Annotated in this window: 12 protein-coding genes; 4 read left to right on the top strand and 8 right to left on the bottom strand. The window is 57.0% G+C overall.

Annotated elements, in window-relative coordinates; all coding sequences use genetic code 11:
* Positions 1–29 precede the first annotated feature (29 nt).
* Positions 30–239 carry a hypothetical protein gene (locus E5C26_RS10325; protein ID WP_037422351.1) on the bottom strand — a complete coding sequence of 70 codons (210 nt, stop codon included), beginning with the start codon at positions 237–239 and terminating at the stop codon, positions 30–32.
* Between the two features lie 173 nt (positions 240–412).
* Here E5C26_RS10325 and E5C26_RS10320 point away from each other — a divergent pair, with 173 nt between their 5' ends.
* Positions 413–763, top strand: a complete 351-nt coding sequence (locus E5C26_RS10320; RefSeq protein ID WP_135316214.1) for a GFA family protein — start codon at positions 413–415, stop codon at positions 761–763.
* A gap of 34 nt (positions 764–797) precedes the next feature.
* Here the strand turns inward: E5C26_RS10320 and rhaM are convergent, their stop codons facing one another.
* Genes rhaM through rhaB form a run of 4 tightly spaced genes read right to left on the bottom strand, consistent with a single transcriptional unit; the run spans position 798 to position 4,680 of the window.
* Positions 798–1,112: an L-rhamnose mutarotase gene (rhaM, locus tag E5C26_RS10315; RefSeq protein WP_135316213.1), complete on the bottom strand. Its 315-nt coding sequence runs from the start codon at positions 1,110–1,112 to the stop codon at positions 798–800.
* Entirely contained in the window at positions 1,109–1,945 is an 837-nt protein-coding gene (gene rhaD / locus E5C26_RS10310) for a rhamnulose-1-phosphate aldolase (RefSeq protein ID WP_135316212.1), read from the bottom strand. The genes rhaM and rhaD overlap by 4 nt, the downstream gene beginning before the upstream one ends.
* A gap of 9 nt (positions 1,946–1,954) precedes the next feature.
* The gene (locus E5C26_RS10305; protein ID WP_135316211.1) at positions 1,955–3,211 is read right to left on the bottom strand and encodes an L-rhamnose isomerase; all 1,257 of its coding nucleotides are present in this window, start codon (positions 3,209–3,211) and stop codon (positions 1,955–1,957) included.
* Positions 3,208–4,680 carry a rhamnulokinase gene (gene rhaB, locus E5C26_RS10300; protein WP_135316210.1) on the bottom strand — a complete coding sequence of 491 codons (1,473 nt, stop codon included), beginning with the start codon at positions 4,678–4,680 and terminating at the stop codon, positions 3,208–3,210. Before rhaB ends, E5C26_RS10305 begins: the two co-directional genes overlap by 4 nt.
* Before the next feature lie 287 nt (positions 4,681–4,967).
* On the opposite strand from rhaB, the gene rhaS reads away from it, so the two are divergent.
* Both rhaS and rhaR read left to right on the top strand, forming a co-directional pair.
* On the top strand, positions 4,968–5,798 hold the full coding sequence (rhaS, locus tag E5C26_RS10295; RefSeq protein WP_135316209.1) for an HTH-type transcriptional activator RhaS: 831 nt from the start codon (positions 4,968–4,970) through the stop codon (positions 5,796–5,798).
* A gap of 9 nt (positions 5,799–5,807) precedes the next feature.
* The gene (gene rhaR / locus E5C26_RS10290; RefSeq protein ID WP_260516243.1) at positions 5,808–6,677 is read left to right on the top strand and encodes an HTH-type transcriptional activator RhaR; all 870 of its coding nucleotides are present in this window, start codon (positions 5,808–5,810) and stop codon (positions 6,675–6,677) included.
* Here rhaR and rhaT read toward each other — a convergent pair whose 3' ends face one another.
* Complete coding sequence (gene rhaT, locus E5C26_RS10285) at positions 6,678–7,712, bottom strand: L-rhamnose/proton symporter RhaT (protein ID WP_135316207.1); 1,035 nt, start codon at positions 7,710–7,712, stop codon at positions 6,678–6,680. It lies immediately after the preceding gene.
* A gap of 303 nt (positions 7,713–8,015) precedes the next feature.
* On the opposite strand from rhaT, the gene aldA reads away from it, so the two are divergent.
* On the top strand, positions 8,016–9,455 hold the full coding sequence (aldA, locus tag E5C26_RS10280) for an aldehyde dehydrogenase (RefSeq protein ID WP_135316206.1): 1,440 nt from the start codon (positions 8,016–8,018) through the stop codon (positions 9,453–9,455).
* Positions 9,456–9,488: 33 nt separating this feature from the next.
* Here aldA and E5C26_RS10275 read toward each other — a convergent pair whose 3' ends face one another.
* Together E5C26_RS10275 and E5C26_RS10270 are read right to left on the bottom strand one after the other, a co-directional pair.
* Positions 9,489–10,661: a Gfo/Idh/MocA family protein gene (locus E5C26_RS10275; RefSeq protein ID WP_135316205.1), complete on the bottom strand. Its 1,173-nt coding sequence runs from the start codon at positions 10,659–10,661 to the stop codon at positions 9,489–9,491.
* 14 nt (positions 10,662–10,675) lie between these two features.
* Positions 10,676–11,599 (bottom strand): TIM barrel protein, encoded by a 924-nt coding sequence (locus E5C26_RS10270; protein ID WP_135316215.1) that lies wholly within the window; start codon positions 11,597–11,599, stop codon positions 10,676–10,678.
* Positions 11,600–11,786 lie beyond the last annotated feature (187 nt).

Below are 11,786 nucleotides of genomic sequence, written 5' to 3'. Positions count from 1 at the left end.
CTGGGGCGGTTGATTATCGGGAGCGGGATTTATTTCAGCGCTTCCTGAATGGCATCAGCCATCGGGCCAATATGCTTTTCAGCGGCTTTCAACTGAAAATCCACGCCGTTACCGTCGTTGGTATCAGACAGCGTGGCCTTGATCAGTTCTAACGCTGCTTGCACTGCTACCAGTCTTTTATGCTGTTCATCCGTGATCGGTTTGGAGCTCATCGTCGCCGGATAGTATTGCTCTAACATCGTTATCTCCTTGTGATTAGGCTAGTGGCTAACTTAACAGAATTTAAAGATGTTTCTAATGGCTCGAACCACAGAATCCACATTCCCCCCCGGATGTATGCCCCGGACAAATCAACATGGTGAATAAGTGAACTATAATTGGGCGAACTGAGGTTTTCAGCAGGTAGTCCATTATGTCATTTCAAGGTAGCTGTCACTGCGGTGCCGTCACCTTTACGGTGAACGCCGATCTGCCCCACGAGGCTCTAAGTTGCAACTGTTCAATCTGTCGCCGTAAAGGTATGCTGCTGGCGTTTTTCCCGATCGACAGCTTTGTGCTGAACAGCGGTGAAGACCTACTTCGCGGTTATACCTTTAACAAACACATCATCCAACACCAGTTCTGCCAGACCTGCGGTACAGAGGCTTTTGCCTACGGAAAAGGCCCGGACGGTGCGGCAATGTGCGCCGTCAATCTTCGCTGTGTGCCTGAGTTGGCACTGGATTCGTTGAAAATCCATCCGTTTGACGGCGCCAGCGCCTGAATGGCAATCAGGCGGGATATCCCCCGCCTGCACACTACTCCAGATAAAACACTTCGGTTAACGCCTCGCTGATCGGGCTGTTATCTGCATGGCTGGGCATCAGTTCACGCATCGACAACCACCAGCGTTGACATACCTCGGTAGCTGCGACGGCCTGCCAGCGCGCTTCTGACTCAATCTCCACCACCGCGAACAGCAGGTTGCGCTCGCTATCAAGGAAGATACTGTAATGATGCGCACCATGTTGCTTTAAGGTCTGCGCCAACTCCGGCCAGATTGGCGTATGGCGACGCTGATATTCCTGATGTGCATCGGGGTGTATCTGCATGACAAACGCCTTGCGGATCATAGCTCACGCACCACATTCAGCGCCGCCGCCCAGGGCTTAACCTCGAAGCGTTCGCCGAGCGCGATCAACTGCGTTTTGCTGATGGTTTGCTTCATGCCGTTCATCGACAGCACTTTCACCAACACCTGCGCCGATTTTTCCGCGGTGTCGATCAACCCAAAGGCCTCGTCCAAAGAGGGACCGCTGGCGAAAATACCGTGGAACGGCCACAGCACCAACGAGTGCGACCCCATCTGCTGCGAGGTTTGCTCACCAATGCCGTCGGTACCCGGCACCATCCAGGGCACAATACCCACGCCGTCCGGGAACACCACCAGGCACTCGGTACTCCCTTCCCACAGCATGCGGGTGAAACTCGCCGAGTCCAGCTCCAGCACGTAGCTCAGGGCGATCAGGTTGGTGGCGTGGCAGTGCATAATCACCCGGTCACGCCCGTCGGTCAGGGTTTTGCGCACGCAGTGTGACTGCAAGTGCGAGGCCAGCTCCGACGTCGGCAAACCGCCGTTGGTCAACCCCCAGTGAATACTGTAGGCGTGGCCATCTTCGCTAATGCGCAGCAATACCAGGCTATCGGCCGGATCGAGCTGCACATTGCGGAAAAACTTGCCGGAGCCGGTCACCAGGAACCAACAATTAGCCAGTTCCACCGCCGGTTGGCTCAGTTCAACGCGACGCGGTTGCGGATAAAAATCCGCCGCGTACGGCTGCACCTCTTCATCCAGCAAGCGCAGGCTGACGTTACCGCCGTTACGCTCATCCCAGCCTTTCAGCCACATGTCCGCGGTGGCTTTCACCATGCCCTGAACAAACCATGAAGAAAGAAGTTGTTGCATACGGCACCCTTAACGTTGATTGAGAATTTGTTTTTCGTATTGGCGAACTTCGCCCAGCCAGCCGGCATCGGCGGGCACCTCATGACGCAGGCAGTACATCTCCCAAATTGCCTGCCACGGCAGCGATTTTTGCTCTTCCAGCATCGCCAGCCGCGCGGTGTAGTCGCCGTCATTTTCCAGACGACGCAGTAATTCCACCGGCTCCAGCAACGCGCGCAACAGTGCCTTACGAGCATTGCGCGTGCCGATCACCCAGGCGGCGATGCGGTTGATTGACGCATCGAAGAAATCAAGGCCGATATGCACCTTGTCAAACAGGCCGTGGCGCACAATTTCATGGGCGATGGCCTGGGTTTCGTCATCCAGCAGCACCACGTGGTCGCTGTCCCAGCGCACCGGACGGCTGACGTGCAGCAACAGACGCGGTACAAACAGCATGGCGGTAGAGATTTTGTCGGAAATCACCTCGGTCGGATGGAAATGCCCGGCATCCAGCGTCAGCGCCACCTGGCGGCTGGTGGCATAGCCGAGATAGAACTCGTTGGAGCCGACGGTGTAGCTCTCGGCGCCAATACCGAACAGTTTGCTTTCCACCGCGTCGATATGGTGGCGGGGATCCAGCGGTTGGCTGATCACCTCATCCAGCGCGCTCAACAGGCGTTGGCGCGGCGCCATACGATCGACGGTAAGGTCTTTCATGCCATCCGGCACCCAGATATTCATCACCGATGGCGTGCCAAGCTGTTCGCCGAAATAGGCCGAAACCCGGCGGCTGGCCTGACAATGTTCAATCCAGAAGCGGCGAATCGCCGGATCGGCATGGGCCAGGGTGAAGCCGTCACTGCTCAGAGGGTGTGAAAAACAGCTCGGGTTAAAATCCAGCCCCAGTCCCTGCGCCCTGGCCCATTCCACCCAGTGGCTAAAGTGTGCCGGTTCAATGGCATTACGCTCCACCGGCACCTCGCTCTCCAGATAGATCGCATGCAGGTTCACCCGCTTTGGCCCTGGGATCAGCGACATGGCCCGCTGCAGATCGGCGCGCAACTGGTTGGCATTGGTTGCCCGGCCCGGATAATTGCCGGTGGCCTGAATACCACCGGTCAGCGCCCCCTGCGGATTTTCAAAACCGCGTACGTCATCGCCCTGCCAGCAGTGCATTGAGATCGGAATACGATCCAATTGCGTCAGCGCCTGCTCGACGTCGATACCGAGATCCTCAAAACGCGTTTTGGCGAACTCATACGCCTGTTCAATAAGTCGGGTCATAAGCAAAGCTCCTTGGTCGCGGGATTAAGCGTCTGAAACCGCCGCCAGTTGGCCGTAAAGGCCTCGAACGGCTGCGGTGAAAAAGTCTGTTGCGGGAAGTTGTCGGCCACCAATTGCCGGAAAGCAGAAACATCCGCCACCTCACCCAGCGCAATCAGTTGACTGCCGATGTTGCCCAGCGTCGAGGCTTCGACTGGTCCGGCCGACAATGGGATGCCGCAGGCATCGGCACAAAGCTGGTTGAGCAACGGGTTCTGGCTACCACCGCCGACGATATGCAAATGGCTGAAGGGGTGCCCGCGCAGGGTCTGCAACTCGCCCAGCACCTGTCGGTACAGCAGCGCCAGGCTGTCGAAAATACAGCGCGCCAGTTCCGGGGGCGTTTGCGGTGTCGGTATTCCCTGCTCAACGCAGGCCTGCCGGATCTCCTGCACCATCGATGTCGGGTTGATAAAGCGCGGATCGTTGGGATTGATTAGCGATCGGCAGCCTGGCTGCGCCGCCGCCTGTTCGACCAGTTGGCACAGATCGGTGACATTCAGTTCCTCACACACCCGTTGCAACAGCCACAGGCCCATGATGTTTTTCAACACCCGATACCGCCCTTCCGCGCCGCCCTCGTTGGTGATATTGGCCGCCAGCGCCGCCGCGCCGGTGTAAGGATGCTGACTTTCAAAGCCCATCAACGACCAGGTACCGGAGCTGAGGTAGGCGGCGTATTGACTTCGTAGCGGCGTTGCCAGCACCGCACTGGCAGTATCATGAGTGGCCACTGCAATCACCGGCACTTGCATCCCACTGGCCATCCGCCAATGCCCGAGGGTATTGCCCGGCGGGGTCGGACGACCGAACCAGGCCGCTTTGGCTCCGGCCCAGGTCAGCAGTTCCGAATCCCAGTCGCCGCTGTGAATATTCAGCAATTGGCTGGTGGTGGCGTTGGTGTATTCCCAGTTCAATTGCCCGGTAAGCCGATAGTGCAGGTAGTCCGGGATCAACAAGGCATGGGCGACGCTGGCCAGCAATTCAGGGTGGCGCTGGCTAAAGGCACGCAGTTGGTAAAGGGTATTAAAAGGCAAGAACTGGATGCCGGTGCGCTGATACAGCCATTGCGCGCCCATCTCGTGCTGCGCCTGTTGCATCAGCCCATGAGTGCGAGCGTCGCGGTAGGCGACCGGTAACCCGACGCGCCGTCCCTGACTATCGAGCAGCAGATAATCCACGCCCCAGGTATCGATACCTATGCTGTCCGGCGTGACACCCTGCTGGTCCAACTGTTGCAACCCCTGACGTATGGCGTGCTCCAGCCCATCGATATCCCAGCAGTCGTGGCCGTCGATCGACACCAGATGATTACTGAAGCGGGTGATTTCCTGCAGGCTGATTGTCCGGGCGTCGGATTGATAGCGCCCCAGCATTACACGGCCGCTGGAGGCACCAAGATCGATAGAGACAATATTGCGAGTGGTCATGGGGTGGCTTCCTGATGAATCGATGGCATCAGTCTAAAACCCCAGATAAACGGCACCTTATCACCACTGCCAGCCCATCAGGCGGGCTGGCAATACGGCAAAGATTTACGCGATACAGCTCACGTTTTGTTTTTTTACCGCCTGTGACGTTGCGCGCACTTTGGCATTTTTCCGCGCCTTTCTTGATAAATGAACGAGGCATCAGCGCTTTTGGCGTTGCAAATTAAAGGCGACCACCCGACGCCTCCTTTAGTATCTGTTACAAATTGGTTAACGGAGATCGAAAGATGGCTATCCTGCACGGCAGTGATTTTTTCGCTTCAAGCCCCTACCCGGTCGCGATTGAACCCCGGGAGCCGCAGTCGAGTTTTCCTGAACATCATCATGATTTTCACGAAATTGTGATTGTGGAACAGGGCGCCGGTACCCACGTGCTGAACGGCCGGCCACAAACGCTGTGTAGCGGCTGCGTCTGTTTTATCCGCGACTGCGATCGGCATCTCTACGAGCAAACCGAAAATCTTCATCTGACCAACGTGCTGTACCGCGGCCCCAATGCCTTCCGCTTTCTCGCCGGGCTGGAGCAACTGCTGCCGCCGGCGGGCAATGAACCATCGCAGCCGCACTGGCGTATCAACCATAAGCTGTTGACACAGGTACAAGTCATTATTCAGCGGCTCGAACAAACCCCTGCGGTATTCAGCCTGGAACATTTGGCACAGCAGGAATTGCTGTTTATGCAATTGCTGGTGCTGCTACGACAGGGCTGTATCGCTGCCTCTGTGGACGATCAGGAAGGCCGTCTGCAGCGGCTATTGGACTGGCTGGCGGAAAACTACAGTGATGAGATCAAATGGGATGAATTGGCCGATCGTTTTTCCCTGCCCTTGCGCACCCTGCATCGCCAGATGAAAAAGCAGACCGGCAACACGCCGCAGCGTTACCTCAACCGGCTGCGGCTGTTGCAGGCACGGCAAATGCTGCGGCAGGATGAAACGCGCATCACCGATATCGCTTACCAATGCGGATTTGGTGACAGCAATCACTTTTCCACGCTTTTCAAACGCGAGTTCGGCTATTCCCCACGTACTCTACGGCAGAACGATTTCTTAACCTGAGGTGCCATGGTGAAAAGCCCCCTTCTGTTGATCAAAGAGGATTATCTGCCGTCGGCACTGATGCCGGTGGCGGTGGCCGATCGTGCGCCCCAATCGTCATTTCCGCCGCACACTCATGAGTTCAGTGAAATCGTGATTGTCTGGCGCGGCAACGGCATGCATGTCCTGAACGATCAGCCCTGGCGGGTGACCTGTGGGGATATGTTTTATATTCGCGACCGTGATTGCCACAGCTATGAGTCGGTCAACGACCTGGTGCTGGACAATATACTCTACTGCCCGGAACGCTTCCGACTGGCTATCGGCTGGGCGGAACTGCTGCCACCGGACAACGCTCAGCACCAGTCTCACTGGCGTCTGACCACCCGGGGCATGGCACTGGCACGCAGTGTGATCCAGCAGTTAGCACTCGAAAGCCGTAAAACCGACCTGCTGTCGATCCAGCTCACCGAGGCGCTGTTTCTACAGCTGGTGCTGATCCTGCGTCGCCATCGCTATGCCGTCGGCCAGGACGACCAACTGCCGGAAGGTGAACAACTGGATTTGCTGATGGCGGCCATTCAGGGCGACAGCAGCATACGTTTTGAGCTGGAGGCATTCTGCCGACACCATCAACTGGCAGAGCGCAGCCTGAAGCAGCTGTTCCGCCAGCAGACCGGCATGACCATCAGCCATTACCTGCGCCAGTTGCAACTCTGCCGGGCCAAATCCCTGCTGCGCGGCAGTGATGAACTGATCGGCGAAGTGGCCGCCCGCTGTGGCTTTGACGACAGCAACTATTTTTCAGTGGTGTTCACCCGTGAAACCGGCATCACCCCCAGCGCCTGGCGTCAGCGCTTTAAACGCGCCGAACGCCCTGCCGCCGGGGTAAAACGCTGATCACCCCGCCATGCCCAAGCCGACAACATTGGCAGCCAGAATGATCGTCAGACAGCCGATGCACAATACGCTGACCGGGCGACGACCGGCATTTTTCCACTCTCTGAGTAACAACCCGACCAGACCGCCGCACAGCACATAGAAGCTCATGTGCAGCATCCAACTGATAAAGTCATACTGTTCGGGAATGTTGGCGTGGCCCCAGGCATAGAAGAAGAATTGCAGATACCACATGGTGCCGCCGAGTAACGAGAACAGCACGTTGGCCACCAGCAGCGATTTGGCCTGCGAGAAATCGGCCTTGACTGACAGATCCGCTTTGACCGCCAGACGAATAAAGCAGTAGGCCAGGTTAACCACTGCCCCGCCCCCCATGATCACCACGTAGCTCGGCAGCGCTACGTATAGCGAATCGATCCCCAAATCCGCTGCGGCCTGATGCATCGGTTTGGCGGCGTCCATCGCAAACGACATACCGGCGGAGAAGATACCGCACATCACCGCCAACAGCAGCCCTTTACGCAGGTTGAACTCCTCGGCGCGAATACCCATCGCCCGCTCTTTCAGCACCCCGGCCCACGAAACGATCACCACGCCGAGCAAGGCAATCGCCACCCCGAGCAGCGTCAACTGACCACCGGCGGAACTGAACAGTGCCACAAAGCGCCCCTGTAATAGCGGAGTCATCAGGGTGCCCACCACCAATGTGATGCCAATGGCGATACCAATCCCCATCGACATGCCCAGATAACGCATGGTCAGGCCGTAGTTGACGTTGCCAATGCCCCACATGGCACCAAACAGAAACACCGGTAGCAGGGTCGACAAGCTGAACGCACTGTAATAGCGCCAAAAATCCGGCAGCAACACATAGCTCACCGCCCAGGGCAGGATCAACCACGACATCACGCCACCGATCGACCACATGGTTTCCCACGACCAGCGGCGAACCTTTTTGAATGGGGCATAAAAGCAGGCCGCGCTGGCAGCGCCGACCAGATGCCACAGGATTCCCAACATGACAGCATTATTCATTGTTATTGATTCCTTCGTTGCTTGTGATGAGGACAAAAAACAGGCGTGAAGGAGTCTATGAATATTGCCCGGCGCGCAACCTTTGCCTGACTGCCAGTTCTGGCGGAAGCTGGCAAAATACAAGAGATAGCGCTGAGCGGGATCACAAATTCATCGCAAGGCTGCCCAGGTGGCAGGCAGTGGCCTGAAGAGGATTGTCTGGCTGCCATTCTGGCTACGAGGCTGGCAGTCAGGCAAAGGTTTTTAACACAGCAAGGTCATTACCATAACAAGGCATTAATAATAATCCTGTGGAGCCCTGCCATGACCCAGAACCAAAAACGGATGTATATAAACGGTGAATTTATTGCCCACAACACTGGGCGCTGGATTGATGTTATTAACCCGGCCACCGAGCAAGTGATGATGCAAATCCCGCAAGGCGGTGCAGAACAGGCCAGGTTGGCCATTGACGCCGCAGAAGCCGCGCAGCCTGGCTGGGAAGCGCTACCGGCGGTTGAGCGCGGTCGGTGGCTACATCGACTGGCCGAAGGCATACGCCACAGAGAGTCGGAACTGACAAAGTTGATCGTCACCGAAGGTGGTAAAACGCCTGAGTTAGCCAAGGTGGAAGTGCTGTTTACCGCCGACTACCTCGATTACATGGCCGAGTGGGCGCGCCGCTATGAAGGAGAAATTATCCAGAGCGACCGGCCGAATGAAAACATCTTCCTGTTCAAAAAAGCCATCGGCGTGGTGGTTGGCATCCTGCCGTGGAACTTCCCGTTCTTCCTGATTGCGCGCAAGGCCGCCCCAGCGTTGGTGACCGGCAATACTATTGTGATCAAACCCAGTGAGCTGACACCGGGCAATGCGCTGCTGTTTGCCGAAATCGCCGATGAGATTGGCCTGCCGCCCGGCGTGTTTAACCTGGTGACCGGCTACGGGCCGGAGCTGGGTCAGGCGCTGGCGGCCAACCCCAAGGTAGGCATGGTCAGCCTGACCGGCAGCGTCGGGGCCGGTATCGCCACGCTGCACGCTGCGGCAGACAACGTCACCAGGGTGTCGCTGGAGTTGGGCGGCAAAGCGCCGGCGATTGTGATGGCCGACGCCGATCTGGATCTGGCGGTGAAAGCCATCGTCAGTTCACGCATCATCAACAGTGGGCAGGTGTGTAACTGCACCGAACGCGTTTACGTACAGCGAGAGATTTATCCGCAGTTTATGGCCCGGCTGACCGAGGCCTTCCGCCAGGTCTCCTTTGGCGATCCTAATCAGCAAACCGGGCTGGACATGGGGCCGTTGATCAGCGCCGAGGCACTGCAGCGGGTGGAAGATAAAGTGGCGCGAGCGGTCAGTCAGGGCGCGACGCTGGTGATGGGCGGCCAGCGCGAGGCCTGCAGCGGATACTTTTTCCCGCCGACTATTCTCTGCGACGTGCAGCAAGAGATGGACATCATGCACCAAGAAATTTTCGGCCCGGTGCTGCCGGTTTGTTGCTTCGACAGCTTTGAGCAGGCGATCGCTATGGCTAACGACAGCGAATATGGCCTCACTTCGTCTGTTTTCACCCGTGACCTCAACGTGGCGATGATGGCAATCAAACAATTAAAGTTCGGCGAAACCTACGTCAACCGCGAGAGCTTTGAAGCGATGCAGGGCTTCCATGCCGGTTGGCGCAAGTCCGGTATTGGCGGCGCCGATGGCCGCCACGGATTGGAGGAATATCTGCAAACACAGGTCGCCTATTTGCAGTTTCAGTGATTAAAGCCTGTAGCAAGGCCCCGGCATGGGGCCTTAGCGAAACTCCACCCAGCTGGCGCCGGCATCGGCGGAACGCACACAGTTTTCAACCCAACGCACCCCCATTGTCCCGGCATGGACGTCGGGATACCAAAAATCGGCCAGAAACGTCTGATCCCGCCGATCGGTCGCATCCATCGCCAGGGCAAAACGCCGGTACAGATTCGACCAGGCTTCAAACAACCCTTCGGGATGACCACCACCAATCCGATCGTCCGCCAGTGCGATAGGATCCAGATAAGACATACCGCGATCCAGAATGCGAACCGGTTCGCCCTGCACTTCAAATCGCAGTTGGTTTGGCTGCTCGTCCCACCACTCCAGACTGGCCTTCTCACCGACAATTCGCACCTTCTGCCCGTGCATCGAACCACTGTTGACCGCAGAGCACCACAGGGAGCCAACGGCCCCATTGTCATACTCCATCAGCACGTAGGCATTGTCTTCCAGCGGTGCCCGGGTTTTGACAAAGCTCTGACGGCTGCACATCAGGCGTTTGATCTTTAGCTGCGGCACCATGGTTTCTGCCAGGAACAAAGGATGGGTCGCCAAATCGCCCAATACGTAGCTGGGGCCGACAAAGCGGGGATCCACCCGCCAGCGGGTGCTGGGGTTCTCCAGCTCCACCGCCGTCGCATGGAACCCATGCGCAAACTGCATATTGATAATGCGGATCTCACCCAGCAGGCCGGCGGCGACCATCTGCCGGGCCTGAAGGATCAACTGGTGTCCGGCATAGCCGTAGGTGACACCGATAATTTTATGCTGCTTTTGGCTCAATTCGATCAATGCTTGCGCTTCTTCAGCGGTGAAACACAATGGTTTTTCGCACACTACGTGCAGGCCGGCCTCTAGCGCCGCCTGGCAGATGGCAAAATGCGTATTGTTGGGGGTGGCGATGGAAACCGCCTCGATGCCATCCATTCTGGCGGCCTCTTCGCGAAATAGCGTGGCGTAATCCGGATAACAGCGCTGCGCTGCGACTCCCAGGCTCTGTCCAAAAAGACTCCCTCGCTGCGCGTCAATATCAAACGCCCCGGCTACCAGAGAGAAAGTGCCATCGCGCAGTGCTGCAGAACGATGAATATAACCAATCTGACTGGTTCCGCCGCCGCCAACCATCCCCCAGCGCAGGGATCGGTCCAAAGGTTTAATGCCGTTGATCATCACGTTTCTCCTGATTAAAAACCGAGGGTTCGTAAATAGTTGAGGCTTTCCGTTACGTCACTCAGGCTGCCCTGCGCATGACGCGGGTCGCGCTCCTGCTCGATGGTGATCCACCCCTGATAACCGCGTGCCGCCAGTAATTCGCGCACTGCCGGGTAATCGATGGCTCCCTTACCCAACGGGCACATCACGCCCTGCGCGCAGGCGGTAAAGAAGTCCAGCCCACGCGCCAGCACTTGCTGGAATACCTGCGGGTTAACGTCCTTGAAATGCAGGTAATCGATGCGCGCAAAATAACGCTCAATCCAGGTGGCCGGATCCATGCCGGAGTAATACAAATGACCGGTGTCCAGACACAGCCCGGCGGTTTGCTGGGGAATTTGCTCAACCAACCGCTCAATTTCATCGGCAAACTCGATACAACCACCGGCGTGCGGGTGCACCACCGGTCGCACGCCATATTGCTGCCAGGCAATTTCGCTGAGTGTAATGATATGGTCGATCATCCGTTGCCAATCCGCTTCGGCCAGCCGCGGTGCCAACAAAGACTGTCCGGCGAATTTGGCCCGCTGCGGATTGCCGAAATCAATAATCACCAGATATGGCGGTGAGAAATTACCGACGTTGATAGGCTGCGCCTTGGGAGCCTGCGACAGATTGCGGCAAATGTTATGTGTCAATGCAAGGAGATTGCTGAAGTTCTGTTCGCTGACCAGATCGTCAAAAATGGTGCCTGCCACCAGCGACAGGCCATGCTGTTGCAACTCGGCGCTCAAGGCCTCGGCGTCGGTTGGCAGGTACCCCCATGGCCCCAGCTCTATGCTGTGATAACCGGCGGTACTCGCCTCCTGCAACACTTTGCTATAAGGCGGGAGATGCGGATTTTTAGGGTCGTCCACTCCCCAACTGCAGGGCGCATTGGCAATCGGCAAGTTCATCATTTCTGTTCCTGATAGCGGTGGGTGTAGCGTCAGTATTAAATAAACGTTTCGAAACCGGCAATGATGAAACTTTCATTTTTTGATGATGATCGCGTTAATTTTGATAGGCTAAATGATAGTTTTTTATCAAATCCAGACGAGACGGTGCCGCGGGGAGATTGGGATGTTTGTATTGACTGCTCCA

The sequence above is a fragment of the Serratia proteamaculans genome (assembly GCF_004684015.1).
Lineage (GTDB): Bacteria > Pseudomonadota > Gammaproteobacteria > Enterobacterales > Enterobacteriaceae > Serratia > Serratia proteamaculans_F.
Note: the sequence above shows the minus strand (reverse complement) of the source record. Positions and strands in the feature narration are given on the sequence as shown.